This is a genomic window from Citrobacter sp. RHBSTW-00859 (assembly GCF_013729795.1).
Taxonomy (GTDB): domain Bacteria; phylum Pseudomonadota; class Gammaproteobacteria; order Enterobacterales; family Enterobacteriaceae; genus Citrobacter; species Citrobacter braakii.
In genome coordinates, this window is the sequence record NZ_CP056284.1 from 3470294 (window position 1) to 3485085 (window position 14792).

Genomic DNA, 14792 nt, shown 5'->3' on the forward strand with positions numbered 1-14792 from the left:
GCGGCATTTTTTGAAATCGGGGGTCGGAATGTATGCTTTAACCCAGGGCCGGATTTTTACCGGTCACGAAATTCTTGATGACCATGCGATTGTTGTCGCCAATGGCCTGATTGACAGCGTTTGCCCACTGGCTGAGTTACCGTCAGGAATTGAACAGCGCTCACTGAATGGGGCCATTGTTTCCCCCGGTTTTATCGATGTACAGCTAAACGGCTGCGGCGGCGTACAGTTTAACGATACGGCAGAAGCCGTGACCGTTGAAACGCTGGAAATCATGCAGAAAGCCAATGAAAAATCTGGCTGCACCAGCTACCTGCCAACGCTTATCACCACCAGCGATGACCTGATGAAACAAGGCGTTCGCGTCATGCGTGAATACCTGGCGAAACACCCAAATCAGGCACTAGGACTTCATCTGGAAGGTCCGTGGCTGAATCTGGTGAAAAAAGGCACCCATAATCCGGGATTTGTCCGTCAACCGGACGCTGCGCTGGTTGATTTCCTGTGCAATAATGCCGATGTGATCACCAAAGTAACGCTGGCGCCAGAAATGGTCCCGGTAGAGGTCATTACCAAGCTGGTGAATGCGGGTATTGTGGTTTCTGCGGGTCACTCAAATGCAACGGTAAAAGAAGCAAAAATCGGGTTCCGCGCAGGTATCACCTTTGCGACGCATCTGTTCAACGCGATGCCGTACATTACCGGTCGCGAACCAGGTCTGGCGGGCGCTATTCTTGATGAAGCCGATATCTACTGCGGTATCATCGCCGATGGCCTCCACGTTGATTACGTTAACATTCGTAATGCCAAACGCCTGAAAGGCGACAAGCTGTGCCTGGTCACCGACGCAACCGCACCAGCAGGTGCAAACATTGAACAGTTCATTTTCGCTGGTAAAACAATATACTACCGTAATGGATTGTGCGTTGATGAGAACGGTACACTGAGCGGCTCATCATTAACCATGATTGAAGGCGTACGCAATCTGGTCGAACATGCGAATATCGCTCTCGACGAAGTCTTACGTATGGCAACGCTCTACCCTGCTCGCGCCATTGGCGTCGACAAACAACTCGGCAGCATCGCGCCAGGCAAAGTAGCCAACCTGACTGCGTTCACGCACGACTTTAAAATTATCAAGACCATCGTTAATGGCAACGAGGTCGTTACTGAGTAAGAGAAAGAATGACACCAGGCGGACAAGCTCAAATAGGTAATGTTGATCTCGTAAAACAGCTTAACAGCGCGGCGGTTTATCGCCTGATTGACCAGCATGGGCCAATCTCGCGAATTCAAATTGCCGAGCAAAGCCAGCTTGCCCCCGCCAGCGTAACGAAAATTACGCGTCAATTGATTGAACGCGGGCTGATCAAAGAAGTCGATCAGCAGGCCTCTACCGGGGGCCGCCGCGCTATCTCTATCGTCACCGAAACCCGCAATTTCCACGCGATTGGCGTACGCCTGGGCCGCCACGATACTACGCTCACGCTCTATGATATGAGCAGTAAAGTGGTCGCTGAAGAGCATTATCCCCTCCCGGAGCGCACCCAGGAAACGCTGGAGTATGCGCTGCTCAACACCATTGCCACCTTTATTGAGAACTGCCAGCGGAAAATCCGCGAGCTGGTTGCGATTTCCGTCATTCTGCCAGGCCTGGTTGATCCTGAAAGCGGCGTCATCCGCTATATGCCGCACATTCAGGTCGAAAACTGGGGGCTGGTCGAAGCACTCGAAAAACGCTTTAAGGTCACCTGCTTTGTCGGTCACGATATTCGCAGTCTGGCGCTGGCCGAGCACTATTTCGGGGCAAGCCAGGATTGCGAAGACTCCATTTTGGTGCGTGTTCACCGCGGAACCGGGGCGGGAATCATCTCCAATGGCCGAATTTTTATTGGTCGCAATGGCAACGTGGGTGAGATTGGCCATATTCAGGTAGAGCCGCTGGGTGAGCGCTGTCACTGCGGTAATTTCGGCTGTCTGGAAACAATTGCCGCCAATGCCTCTATTGAACACCGCGTGCAGAACTTATTGAAACAGGGTTATCCAAGCCGACTCACGCTGGATGATTGCGGCATTAAAGCCATCTGTAAGGCGGCTAATAAAGGCGATAACCTGGCATCAGAAGTCATTGAGCACGTTGGTCGTCACCTGGGTAAAACCATCGCCATCGCCATCAACCTGTTTAACCCACAAAAAATCGTCATTGCGGGCGAGATTACCGAGGCTGACAAAGTGCTGCTGCCTGCTATAGAAAGCTGTATCAACACGCAGGCGTTGAAAGCGTTTCGCCACAATTTACCGGTGGTTCGTTCCACGCTGGATCACCGCTCAGCCATTGGCGCCTTTGCGCTGGTGAAGCGTGCGATGCTCAACGGTACATTGCTGCAACGTTTGCTGGAAAGCTAATACCAAGCAGCCTCTGCGTTAGCTGCATCTGCTCACCCCAGTCACTTACTTCAGTAAGCTCCCGGGGTTCTCAGACTTGTGCCGCCTTGATGCAACTCGAATGATTTAGTGTATTTTGTGTATAGTAATGCCTTCTTTTTTTGATGTCGGATTGTCCATGGCCATTAAGAATGTAATTTGTGATATCGACGGCGTGCTGATGCACGACAATGTTGCCGTACCGGGTGCGGCAGAATTTCTGACTGGGATCCTGGAAAAAGGCCTGCCGTTAGTTTTGCTGACTAACTATCCTTCACAGACCGGACAGGATTTGGCAAACCGCTTCGCCACCGCGGGTGTGAATGTCCCTGATAGCGTCTTTTATACTTCCGCCATGGCTACCGCTGATTTTCTTCGCCGCCAGGAAGGGAAAAAGGCCTACGTGGTAGGTGAAGGTGCGTTAATTCACGAGCTGTATAAAGCCGGGTTTACTATTACTGACGTGAACCCCGATTTTGTGATTGTTGGCGAGACGCGATCCTATAACTGGGACATGATGCATAAAGCGGCATATTTTGTGGCCAACGGTGCGCGTTTCATCGCCACAAACCCGGATACTCACGGACGCGGTTTTTATCCTGCCTGCGGTGCGCTGTGCGCCGGTATCGAAAAAATCTCTGGCCGCAAGCCGTTTTATGTGGGCAAACCCAGCCCGTGGATTATTCGCGCGGCGCTCAACAAAATGCAGGCGCATTCGGAAGAGACCGTTATCGTTGGCGACAACCTGCGTACCGATATTCTGGCGGGCTTCCAGGCGGGTCTCGAAACCATCCTGGTATTGTCTGGCGTTTCGACGCTCGACGACATTGACAGCATGCCGTTCAGACCAAGCTGGATTTACCCGTCCGTTGCGGAAATTGATGTGATTTGATGCGTAAGCCGGATAAGACGCCCCCGCGTCATATCCGGCCAGAAGAAATCCTTCCATTTAATAAAACCGCCATAAAATTATCGATTCATTAATAAACCCGTCTATTCTGTAATCTTTTTTCACCAATCCACAATGACCATTGCGTTTTTTATTTTCTGACCCGTAATTCACTTGCGCCCTCTCCAGCTTTGCGGCATTTTCTTTATCAAGCAAACATAAAAAGCATCACGCAACAGGTTAACGGAGAAGGTTATGTGTTCTATTTTTGGCGTATTCGATATTAAAACTGACGCAGTTGAACTGCGTAAAAAAGCCCTGGAATTGTCTCGTCTGATGCGCCATCGCGGCCCGGACTGGTCGGGTATTTACGCCAGTGATAACGCCATTCTGGCGCACGAACGTCTGTCCATCGTCGACGTCAACGCCGGTGCTCAGCCACTGTACAACGTGAAGAAAACGCATATCCTGGCGGTTAACGGTGAAATTTATAACCATCAGGCACTGCGCGCTGAATACGGCGATCGCTATCAGTTCCAGACCGGTTCCGACTGCGAAGTTATCCTTGCGCTGTATCAGGAAAAAGGCCCAGAGTTTCTGGATGACCTGCAAGGCATGTTTGCTTTTGCTCTGTACGACAGCGAGCAGGACGCTTATCTGATCGGTCGCGATCATATCGGGATCATCCCGCTGTATATGGGTTACGACGAGCACGGTAACTTCTACGTTGCGTCTGAAATGAAAGCCCTGGTTCCCGTGTGTCGCACGATCAAAGAATTCCCGGCCGGTAGCTATTTATGGAGTAAAGACGGCGAAATTCGTCAGTACTATCAGCGCGACTGGTTTGAATACGATGCGGTAAAAGACAACGTTACCGATAAAAACGAGTTGCGTCAGGCACTGGAAGATGCAGTGAAAAGCCACCTGATGTCAGATGTTCCTTATGGTGTATTGCTGTCCGGCGGTCTGGATTCATCCGTCATTTCCGCAATCACCAAAAAATACGCCGCGCGTCGTGTTGAAGATCAGGAGCGTAGCGAAGCCTGGTGGCCGCAGTTGCACTCCTTCGCCGTAGGCCTGGAAGGCGCTCCGGACCTGAAAGCCGCGCAAGAGGTGGCGAACCATCTGGGTACTGTACACCATGAGATCCACTTCACCGTGCAGGAAGGTTTGGATGCTATCCGCGACGTGATTTATCACATCGAAACTTACGATGTTACGACGATTCGCGCCTCGACCCCGATGTACTTAATGTCGCGTAAAATTAAAGCTATGGGCATTAAAATGGTGCTGTCGGGCGAAGGTTCTGACGAAGTATTTGGCGGCTATCTCTATTTCCACAAAGCACCAGATGCAAAAGAGCTGCACGAAGAGACCGTGCGTAAGCTGCAGGCGCTGCATATGTTCGACTGTGCCCGCGCCAACAAAGCTATGTCGGCCTGGGGAGTGGAAGCTCGCGTGCCCTTCCTGGATAAGAAATTCCTTGATGTGGCGATGCGCATCAACCCGCAGGACAAAATGTGCGGCAACGGCAAAATGGAAAAACATGTTCTGCGCGAATGTTTTGAATCCTACCTGCCAGCAAGCGTTGCATGGCGTCAGAAAGAGCAGTTCTCCGATGGTGTCGGTTACAGCTGGATTGATACCCTGAAAGAGGTGGCCGCTGAGCAAGTTTCTGACCAACAACTGGAAACCGCCAGCTTCCGTTTCCCTTACAACACGCCATCTTCTAAAGAAGCGTATTTGTACCGTGAGATTTTCGAAGAGCTGTTCCCGGTTGCGAGCGCTGCGGAATGTGTACCTGGCGGGCCGTCTGTTGCCTGTTCTTCTGCCAAAGCAATCGAATGGGATGAGGCGTTTAAAACCATGAACGATCCTTCTGGTCGTGCGGTTGGCGTACATCAGTCCGCTTATAAATAAGTTAATCCTTAGAAAAGGGCCCTGCGGGGCTCTTTTTTATGTCTGTTTTCTGTGCAAAAAAACAATTAATAACTAATAATTGCCGAATATTGCGTCATGCTGTTCGCAACCTAACCAAACAGTCACATTCCAGCTATTTTCAATGAAAAAGGGGTTGACGCTTCAAGGCTCAATACGCATAATGCGCCCCGCAACGCCGATAAGGTTACGCGAAAAAAAGATGGCTACGTAGCTCAGCTGGTTAGAGCACATCACTCATAATGATGGGGTCACAGGTTCGAATCCCGTCGTAGCCACCATCTTTTTTGCGGGAGTGGCGAAATTGGTAGACGCACCAGATTTAGGTTCTGGCGCCGCAAGGTGTGCGAGTTCAAGTCTCGCCTCCCGCACCATTCACCCGTAAGCGTTGCACGGATGGGGTATCGCCAAGCGGTAAGGCACCGGTTTTTGATACCGGCATTCCCTGGTTCGAATCCAGGTACCCCAGCCATTTTTTCTTCGATGTAGCGGTTCACCGCAACGGTCATTGGGGTATCGCCAAGCGGTAAGGCACCGGTTTTTGATACCGGCATTCCCTGGTTCGAATCCAGGTACCCCAGCCATCGAAGAATATGATAATATCTGGCTACGTAGCTCAGCTGGTTAGAGCACATCACTCATAATGATGGGGTCACAGGTTCGAATCCCGTCGTAGCCACCATATTAAGGACGTATCGACTCGTTCGGTAAATCCAAAAAATTGTTGGGGTATCGCCAAGCGGTAAGGCTCTGGTTTCTGATACCAGCATTCCGAGGTTCGAATCCTCGTACCCCAGCCAATTTCAAAAAGTCGTCCATTCTGTGGATGCACCCGTTGGGGTATCGCCAAGCGGTAAGGCTCTGGTTTCTGATACCAGCATTCCGAGGTTCGAATCCTCGTACCCCAGCCATATTAAAAAAGCTCGCTTCGGCGAGCTTTTTGCTTTTCTGCATTTATTATCTGATGGCACTACGCTTACCAGGCCTACAACGTTCTCTGTAGGCCTGTCTGAATTACAATCCTAACGCGTACTTGAGTGCCTGGCGTTTCAGCACGCCGGCGCGCTCTGCGGCCATTAGCCCAAGATTACGCATGATACGCAGCGGCTGCAGGTTGTTGCTAAATCCTGCGTAGAACAGATCCATGCCGCTTTGCATGATGAAATTGTCAGTCATGCGACGGTTCTGATAGCGCTTCAGCACCGGCTGACTTGCCCAGGACTCACCGTAGCTGCGCGCATTCACCAGCTCGTCAATCAGCGCATCCACATCACGGAACCCCAAATTAACGCCCTGCCCCGCCAGCGGATGAATGGTATGCGCGGCGTCACCCACCAGCGCCAGTCCTGGCTGCACATATTGCAGCGCGTGACGGCGCGTTAGCGGGAATGCCCCCGCTGCCACAGGCGTAACGTTACCGAGTCGCGATGGGAAATGTTTGGCGATCTCCGCCTGCAGTTGCGACATATTCAAACCTTGCAACTGACGGATACGCGCCGGTGAGTCGTACCACACCAGCGAGGCCCAGTTATCAAACAGCGGTAAAAATGCGCGCGGACCGTCAGGGGTGAATTGCTGCCAGGTGCTGTCTCCCGGAGAATTCTCGCATTGTACGGTTATCAACATACAGGACTGCGCATATTGCCAGGCATGGATACCAATCCCGGCCATTTTCCGCACCTGAGAATTTGCGCCATCGGCGCCGATGACCAGCTTCGCGCTGATTTTTTCGCCACCAGCCAGCTCAAGCTCATGCCGATCGTTATGTTGATGCAGAGAGATCAGCGACGCAGGCACGCGCAGCGTGACTTTGGGGTGAACGTCCAGAGCCTGCCAGAGCGCCTGTTGCAGGACCGTGTTTTCCACCATATAGCCCAGCAAGGGCAGCTTAAGCTCGGCGGCATCAAACATCACATGGGCATTTTCCCATTCCCACGTTTCCAGACGACGGTAAGGATGGCTGCGCATCCCCTGAACCGTATCCCAGACGCCCAGCCCTTTCAGTAACGACACGGAGGCGGAGCTGATGGCCGAAATTCTGACATCAGGCTGTCCGTCAGCCACAAACGGCGCGGGAACGGCATGTTCAATGACCGTTACCGTAAATCCATGCTGCGCCAGTCCTAGCGCCAGCGCGCCGCCGACCATCCCCCCGCCGACAATGGCAATTTCCGTTGGTTGATTTGTCATGGTCAATTATCCTGTTACATGTATTGTGTAAGTTTACAGGATTTTTTACCCCTTGAGGCTGACATCCGTCATACTGGTCACAACCGCGCCAAAGCAGTACACTATGCGCCCTGCATTTCAGCCACAATTTCGCAAGAGCAAGTCGATGACCAAAAAACTCCATATTAAAACCTGGGGCTGTCAGATGAACGAATACGATTCATCGAAGATGGCCGATCTGCTGGATGCCACCCATGGGTATCAACTGACCGACGTGGCCGAAGAAGCGGATGTGCTGCTGCTGAATACCTGCTCTATCCGTGAGAAGGCTCAGGAAAAAGTCTTCCATCAGTTGGGCCGCTGGAAGCTGTTAAAAGAGAAAAACCCCAAGCTGATCATCGGTGTCGGTGGCTGTGTTGCGTCTCAGGAAGGCGACCATATTCGCCAACGCGCGCACTATGTCGATATTATTTTTGGGCCGCAAACCCTGCATCGTCTGCCGGAAATGATTAACAAAGTGCGTGGAAGTACCACCCGTAGCCCGGTGGTTGATATCAGTTTCCCGGAGATCGAAAAATTCGACCGCCTACCGGAACCGCGTGCTGAAGGTCCAAGCGCTTTCGTGTCAATCATGGAAGGTTGTAATAAATATTGTACTTACTGCGTGGTGCCATACACCCGCGGTGAGGAAGTGAGCCGTCCGGCGGACGACATCCTGTTTGAAATCGCCCAGCTTGCGGCGCAAGGCGTGCGTGAAGTGAACCTGCTGGGACAAAACGTGAACGCCTGGCGCGGTGAGAACTACGACGGCACGATCGGATCTTTTGCCGATCTGCTGCGGCTGGTCGCGGCGATCGATGGCATTGACCGTATCCGCTTCACCACCAGCCATCCGATCGAATTCACCGATGATATCATTGAAGTGTATCGTGACACGCCAGAACTGGTGAGCTTCCTGCACCTGCCGGTACAGAGCGGTTCAGATCGCGTACTGAACCTGATGGGACGCACCCATACCGCGCTGGAATATAAAGCGATCATCCGCAAACTGCGCGCAGCGCGTCCGGATATCCAGATTAGCTCCGACTTCATCGTTGGCTTCCCAGGCGAAACCACGCAGGATTTCGAGCAGACCATGAAGTTGATTGCAGACGTCAATTTTGACATGAGCTACAGCTTTATCTTCTCTGCGCGTCCTGGCACCCCTGCCGCCGATATGGTTGACGACGTGCCGGAAGAAGAGAAAAAACAGCGCCTGTATATTCTGCAAGAGCGTATTAACCAGCAAGCTATGGCCTGGAGCCGTCGCATGGTCGGCACGACCCAGCGCATTCTGGTTGAAGGCACATCGCGTAAAAGCATCATGGAACTGTCTGGCCGTACCGAAAATAACCGAGTGGTGAACTTTGAAGGCAACCCGGAAATGGTCGGTAAGTTCGTGGATGTAGAAATTACCGATGTCTGGACGAACTCCCTGCGCGGTAAAGTGGTGCGCACCGAAGACGAAATGGGTCTGCGCATCGCTGAATCCCCTGAGTCAGTTATTGCGCGTACCCGCAAAGAAAACGATCTGGGCGTCGGTATTTATCAGCCTTAATCTTAAATGCCCGATGGCGCTACGCTTATCGGGCTTACTCTTCTGGGCTCGCTGCCCCGGCGGGCCTTGTAATCTACCTCATCATCCCCATATTTATCGCAATGCTTGCGCCTTTCCCCCATGGCGTGAATAATTTCCTTAGATGCCGGTAAATGTTCAGCGTCCGGCAAGACATGCAAAAGAGGAACAGTTTGAACATAGACACTCGCGAAATCACCCTTGAACCCGCAGACAATGCCCGCCTGTTGAGCCTTTGCGGCCCATTTGATGACAACATCAAGCAGCTGGAACGTCGCCTCGGCATCGAAATTAACCGCCGTGATAACCACTTTAAGCTGACCGGTCGCCCAATTTGCGTCACCGCGGCGGCAGATATTTTACGTAGCCTGTACGTCGATACTGCCCCAATGCGTGGTCAGACGCAGGACATTGAGCCTGAACAAATTCATCTGGCAATTAAAGAAGCGCGAGTGCTTGAGCAAAGCGCAGACAGCGTGCCGGAATTTGGCAAAGCGGTGAACATCAAAACCAAGCGCGGGGTAATTAAGCCGCGTACGCCGAACCAGGCACAATACATTGCGAATATCCTCGACCACGACATCACCTTTGGCGTTGGCCCTGCGGGTACAGGTAAAACGTATCTTGCGGTTGCCGCTGCGGTCGATGCGCTTGAGCGTCAGGAGATCCGTCGAATTCTGCTGACCCGTCCGGCAGTGGAAGCGGGCGAAAAACTCGGCTTCCTGCCGGGTGACCTCAGCCAGAAAGTCGATCCCTACTTACGACCGCTGTATGACGCACTGTTCGAAATGCTCGGGTTTGAGAAGGTCGAAAAGCTGATTGAGCGTAACGTCATTGAAGTTGCGCCGCTGGCCTACATGCGCGGTCGTACATTAAACGATGCGTTCATCATTCTTGATGAGAGCCAGAACACCACCATCGAACAGATGAAAATGTTCCTGACCCGTATCGGCTTTAACTCCAAAGCGGTTATCACCGGCGATATCACCCAGATTGACCTGCCGCGAAGCACCAAATCCGGTCTGCGTCATGCCATTGAAGTGCTGGCTGAAGTCGACGAAATTAGTTTTAATTTCTTCCATAGCGAAGACGTGGTTCGCCACCCGGTGGTCGCCCGTATCGTCACGGCGTATGAAGCCTGGGAAGAAGCAGAACAGAAACGCAAAGCCGAGCTGGCTGCAGAACGCAAACGCGAAGCTCAGGAGCAGGAACAAAAATGAGTCAGGTTATTCTCGATTTACAGCTGGCATGTGAAGACGAATCCGGTTTACCAACAGAAAGTCAGTTTCAAGGTTGGCTGGATGCGGTGATCCCACAGTTTCAGGAAGAGTCTGAAGTTACCATTCGTCTGGTCGATGACGCGGAAAGCCACGAGCTGAACCTGACCTATCGCGGGAAAGATAAATCAACCAACGTACTCTCTTTCCCGTTTGAAGCCCCGCCGGGCATTGAAATGCCGCTGCTGGGCGATTTGATCATCTGCCGTCAGGTAGTCGAGAAAGAAGCGCAGGAACAAGGCAAACCGCTTGAGGCCCACTGGGCGCACATGGTGGTGCACGGTAGCCTGCATTTACTCGGTTACGACCACATCGAAGACGATGAAGCGGAAGAGATGGAATCCCTCGAAACAGAGATTATGCTTGCTCTGGGCTATGAGGATCCGTACATTGCCGAGAAAGAATAAGCATTTCGAAATCTTGTAAGCCTGATAAGGCGCAGCCGCCATCAGGTATTGCGCCTTATCCGGCTTACCTGGTTTGAAGTACGATGAAGAGACATGCCGTCAACAGCTGAATATACGCATGACGAGCTTTGTATTAACTAACATGAGAACCCATACGACGCCATGAGCGACGACAATTCACACAGTAGTGACACCTTAAACAGCAAAAAGGGATTTTTCTCCCTGTTACTGAGCCAACTTTTCCACGGTGAACCAAAAAACCGCGACGAACTGTTGGAGCTGATCCGTGATTCCGGGCAAAACGACCTTATCGATGAAGATACGCGCGATATGCTCGAAGGGGTGATGGATATTGCGGACCAACGCGTGCGCGACATCATGATCCCTCGCTCTCAGATGATTACCCTGAAACGCAACCAGACCCTGGACGAATGTCTCGATGTCATTATCGAGTCTGCCCACTCGCGTTTCCCGGTGATCAGCGAAGACAAAGATCACATTGAAGGGATTCTGATGGCCAAAGATCTGCTGCCGTTTATGCGCAGCGATGCCGAAGCCTTCAGCATGGAGAAAGTGTTACGCCAGGCGGTTGTCGTACCTGAAAGCAAGCGAGTTGACCGCATGCTGAAAGAGTTCCGCTCCCAGCGTTATCATATGGCTATCGTCATCGACGAATTCGGCGGTGTCTCAGGTCTGGTGACCATTGAGGACATCCTTGAACTGATCGTGGGTGAAATTGAAGATGAGTACGACGAAGAAGACGATATCGATTTCCGTCAGCTCAGTCGCCACACCTGGACCATTCGCGCTCTGGCGCCGATTGAAGACTTCAACGACGCTTTCGGTACCCATTTTAGCGACGAAGAAGTAGATACCATCGGCGGGCTGGTCATGCAGGCCTTTGGTCATCTGCCCGCGCGCGGAGAGACTATCGACATTGATGGTTACCAGTTCAAAGTGGCAATGGCCGACAGCCGTCGTATTATTCAGGTTCATGTCAGAATTCCGGACGACTCACCCCAGCCCAAACTGGACGAATAAACCCGAAACTGGATCTAAGACTACATGGCATTTGCCCCATTAATTGAACGCCAGCGCATTCGCCTGCTGCTGGCGTTATTATTCGGTGCCTGCGGGACGCTGGCTTTCTCTCCGTATGACATCTGGCCCGCTGCGATCGTTTCGCTGATGGGCCTGCAGGCTCTTACCTTCAATCGCCGTCCGCTCCAGTCTGCCGCAATCGGCTACTTCTGGGGATTGGGGCTGTTTGGCTCCGGCATCAACTGGGTTTACGTCAGCATCGCGCAGTTTGGCGGTATGCCAGGCCCCATTAATGTGTTCCTCGTGGTTCTGCTTGCCGCATACCTTTCCCTCTACACCGGCCTGTTTGCCGGCGTGTTGGCGCGTCTGTGGCCGAAAACCACCTGGATACGCGTGGCGATTGCCGCGCCAGTCGTCTGGCAAATAACCGAATTCCTGCGCGGCTGGGTACTGACCGGCTTCCCGTGGCTACAGTTCGGCTACAGTCAGATCGACGGTCCGTTAAAAGGGCTGGCTCCGGTAATGGGCGTTGAGGCGATTAACTTCCTGCTGATGGTGGTTAGCGGCCTGCTGGCGCTGGCGCTGGTGACGAGTCACTGGAAGCCGCTGATTGCCGCGCTAGTGCTCTTTGCTCTGCCCTTTCCGCTGCGCTATATCCAGTGGTACACGCTTGAGCCGGAAAAAACCACTCAGGTCTCGATGGTGCAGGGTGACATTGCGCAGTCGCTCAAATGGGATGAAGGTCAGTTACTCAACACCCTGAAGATTTATCTCGACGCCACCCAGCCTGAGATGGGCAAATCACAGCTAATCATCTGGCCAGAATCCGCTATTCCGGACCTGGAAATTAATCAGCAGCGTTTTCTGGGCATGATGGATGACCTGCTGAGATCGAAAAACAGCACGCTGATTACCGGTATCGTTGACGCACGTCTGAACAAGCAGAATCGTTACGACACCTACAACACCATCATCACGCTGGGTAAAGACAGCCCGTACAGTTACGACTCCAGCAACCGCTACAACAAAAACCATCTGGTACCGTTTGGCGAATTCGTCCCGTTGGAATCGATCCTACGCCCGTTAGCGCCGTTCTTTGACCTGCCAATGTCGTCTTTCAGCCGGGGGCCTTATGTGCAGCCACAGCTGCATGCGCACGGCTTTAAGCTGACGGCTGCCATCTGCTATGAAATCATTCTTGGCGAACAGGTACGGGATAATTTCCGCCCGGATACGGACTACCTGCTGACGATTTCCAACGATGCCTGGTTTGGTAAATCCATCGGCCCGTGGCAGCACTTCCAGATGGCGCGTATGCGTTCCCTCGAGCTGGCGCGCCCTCTGCTGCGTAGCACCAACAACGGTATTACGGCGGTGATTGGTCCACAGGGTGAGATTCAGGCGATGATCCCGCAGTTTACCCGCCAGGTCCTGACCACCAGCGTGACGCCAACGACGGGCTTAACCCCTTATGCCCGTACCGGTAACTGGCCGCTCTGGCTGCTTACCGCGCTGTTTGGCTTTGGTGCGGTGGTAATGAGCCTGCGCCAGCGTCGTAAGTAACCTTCCTTCCCCGGCCGGATAACGTTTCGCTTATCCGGCCCACAAAACATTTCCCGCTCCCCATTCTGGCACGTCTATTGCTTTGTTCTACAAGACAAATGCAGTTTTGGCTGAATGTGCAACCTAGTCGCACCAACGTTGAGCGCCGGTAGCACCTGAAAAGTGCAACAAGATATTTTTGCCCCCAAATGGTGCGGCGCACCTCGCAAAAATAAACAATAAAACAGCAAATTCTTTACATTCATCCAAACTAAATGTTAACAAACATATACAAGACTGCACGTTTTAGTAGCAAACAATAACAACATCACAATGGGTATCAATGCGTCCCTGGCGCAGACGATAAAGGAGTTGGATATGCAATTACGTAAGCTCGCCACTGCCATGCTGGTCATGGGAATGTCCGCCGGTCTGGCGCACGCAGAAGACGCAGCACCAGCGGCAGGCAGCACGCTGGACAAGATCGCCAAAAACGGCGTGATTGTGGTCGGCCACCGTGAATCATCGGTACCGTTTTCTTACTACGATAACCAGCAAAAAGTGGTCGGTTATTCACAGGATTACTCCAACGCGATCGTTGAAGCCGTGAAGAAAAAGCTGAACAAGCCTGACCTGCAGGTGAAACTGATCCCGATTACTTCACAAAACCGTATCCCGCTGCTGCAAAACGGCACCTTCGACTTTGAATGTGGCTCCACCACCAACAACGTCGAGCGCCAAAAACAAGCGGCTTTCTCTGACACCATTTTCGTTGTTGGTACTCGTCTGCTGGCGAAAAAAGGCGGCGACGTCAAAGATTTCGCCGATCTGAAAGGTAAAGCCGTAGTCGTGACTTCGGGTACCACCTCAGAGGTGCTGCTGCACAAGCTGAATGAAGAACAAAAAATGGATATGCGCATCATCAGCGCGAAAGACCACGGTGACTCTTTCCGTACTCTGGAAAGCGGCCGTGCCGTTGCCTTTATGATGGATGACGCCCTGCTGGCTGGCGAGCGCGCGAAGGCGAAGAAACCAGACAACTGGGAGATCGTCGGCAAGCCACAGTCTCAGGAAGCTTACGGCTGCATGCTGCGTAAAGATGACCCTCAGTTCAAAAAGCTGATGGATGACACTATCGCCAAGGCGCAGACCTCAGGCGAAGCTGAGAAATGGTTTGATAAGTGGTTTAAAAATCCAATTCCACCGAAGAACCTGAACATGAATTTCGAACTGTCAGACGAGATGAAAGCCCTGTTCAAAGAACCGAATGATAAAGCGCTTAACTAATTAATTAGAAGAGTACACAAAACCTTTCAAGTTATATCGAGGCGGCAACTGAGCGAATTCCCGGGCGCTTACATGAGTAAGTAACCGGGATGAATAAAGGCAGCCAACAACGAGATATCTTGAAGGATGAAGTGTAATCAGGGAGGCTTCCCCTCCCTCTCGATTGCTACTCAGCACGGACAGACTATAAGCCTGATGGTCGT

At 52.3% G+C, this 14792-nt stretch carries 11 protein-coding genes and 7 tRNA genes; 17 read left to right on the top strand and 1 reads right to left on the bottom strand.

Annotated elements, in window-relative coordinates; translation table 11 throughout:
* Positions 1-28 precede the first annotated feature (28 nt).
* The 11 genes from nagA to HV302_RS17390 all read left to right on the top strand — a co-directional run bounded on the left by nagA (position 29) and on the right by HV302_RS17390 (position 6162).
* A complete protein-coding gene (nagA, locus tag HV302_RS17340) occupies positions 29-1177 on the top strand; it encodes an N-acetylglucosamine-6-phosphate deacetylase (RefSeq protein WP_032931096.1) in 1149 nt (382 codons plus the stop codon).
* Between the two features lie 8 nt (positions 1178-1185).
* Positions 1186-2406, top strand: a complete 1221-nt coding sequence (gene nagC, locus HV302_RS17345; RefSeq protein ID WP_016152247.1) for a DNA-binding transcriptional regulator NagC — start codon at positions 1186-1188, stop codon at positions 2404-2406.
* Between the two features lie 157 nt (positions 2407-2563).
* Positions 2564-3316 (top strand): ribonucleotide monophosphatase NagD, encoded by a 753-nt coding sequence (nagD, locus tag HV302_RS17350; RefSeq protein WP_005121413.1) that lies wholly within the window; start codon positions 2564-2566, stop codon positions 3314-3316.
* Positions 3317-3568: 252 nt separating this feature from the next.
* Positions 3569-5233, top strand: coding sequence for an asparagine synthase B (gene asnB, locus HV302_RS17355; protein WP_003835552.1), 1665 nt, complete (start codon positions 3569-3571; stop codon positions 5231-5233).
* Positions 5234-5455: 222 nt separating this feature from the next.
* Positions 5456-5532 (top strand) — tRNA-Met (locus tag HV302_RS17360).
* Between the two features lie 8 nt (positions 5533-5540).
* Positions 5541-5625: transfer RNA gene (locus HV302_RS17365), tRNA-Leu, on the top strand.
* A gap of 23 nt (positions 5626-5648) precedes the next feature.
* A tRNA-Gln gene (locus HV302_RS17370) sits at positions 5649-5723 on the top strand.
* A 37-nt stretch (positions 5724-5760) separates the two neighbouring features.
* A tRNA-Gln gene (locus HV302_RS17375) sits at positions 5761-5835 on the top strand.
* Between the two features lie 21 nt (positions 5836-5856).
* Positions 5857-5933 (top strand) — tRNA-Met (locus HV302_RS17380).
* Positions 5934-5976: 43 nt separating this feature from the next.
* Positions 5977-6051: transfer RNA gene (locus tag HV302_RS17385), tRNA-Gln, on the top strand.
* A 36-nt stretch (positions 6052-6087) separates the two neighbouring features.
* A tRNA-Gln gene (locus HV302_RS17390) sits at positions 6088-6162 on the top strand.
* Positions 6163-6265: 103 nt separating this feature from the next.
* Here HV302_RS17390 and ubiF read toward each other — a convergent pair.
* The gene (gene ubiF / locus HV302_RS17395) at positions 6266-7441 is read right to left on the bottom strand and encodes a 3-demethoxyubiquinol 3-hydroxylase (RefSeq protein ID WP_181626349.1); all 1176 of its coding nucleotides are present in this window, start codon (positions 7439-7441) and stop codon (positions 6266-6268) included.
* A gap of 145 nt (positions 7442-7586) precedes the next feature.
* On the opposite strand from ubiF, the gene miaB reads away from it, so the two are divergent.
* From miaB to gltI, 6 genes are all read left to right on the top strand, one after another.
* Positions 7587-9017 (top strand): tRNA (N6-isopentenyl adenosine(37)-C2)-methylthiotransferase MiaB, encoded by a 1431-nt coding sequence (miaB, locus tag HV302_RS17400; protein WP_016152245.1) that lies wholly within the window; start codon positions 7587-7589, stop codon positions 9015-9017.
* A gap of 191 nt (positions 9018-9208) precedes the next feature.
* Positions 9209-10255 (top strand): PhoH family protein, encoded by a 1047-nt coding sequence (locus HV302_RS17405; protein WP_019076268.1) that lies wholly within the window; start codon positions 9209-9211, stop codon positions 10253-10255.
* Positions 10252-10719, top strand: a complete 468-nt coding sequence (gene ybeY, locus HV302_RS17410; RefSeq protein WP_003835559.1) for an rRNA maturation RNase YbeY — start codon at positions 10252-10254, stop codon at positions 10717-10719. Before HV302_RS17405 ends, ybeY begins: the two co-directional genes overlap by 4 nt.
* Positions 10720-10881: 162 nt before the next feature.
* Positions 10882-11760, top strand: a complete 879-nt coding sequence (gene corC / locus HV302_RS17415) for a CNNM family magnesium/cobalt transport protein CorC (RefSeq protein ID WP_005121418.1) — start codon at positions 10882-10884, stop codon at positions 11758-11760.
* A 24-nt stretch (positions 11761-11784) separates the two neighbouring features.
* Positions 11785-13323: an apolipoprotein N-acyltransferase gene (lnt, locus tag HV302_RS17420; RefSeq protein ID WP_181626350.1), complete on the top strand. Its 1539-nt coding sequence runs from the start codon at positions 11785-11787 to the stop codon at positions 13321-13323.
* A gap of 357 nt (positions 13324-13680) precedes the next feature.
* Positions 13681-14589, top strand: a complete 909-nt coding sequence (gene gltI / locus HV302_RS17425; protein WP_016152242.1) for a glutamate/aspartate ABC transporter substrate-binding protein GltI — start codon at positions 13681-13683, stop codon at positions 14587-14589.
* Positions 14590-14792 lie beyond the last annotated feature (203 nt).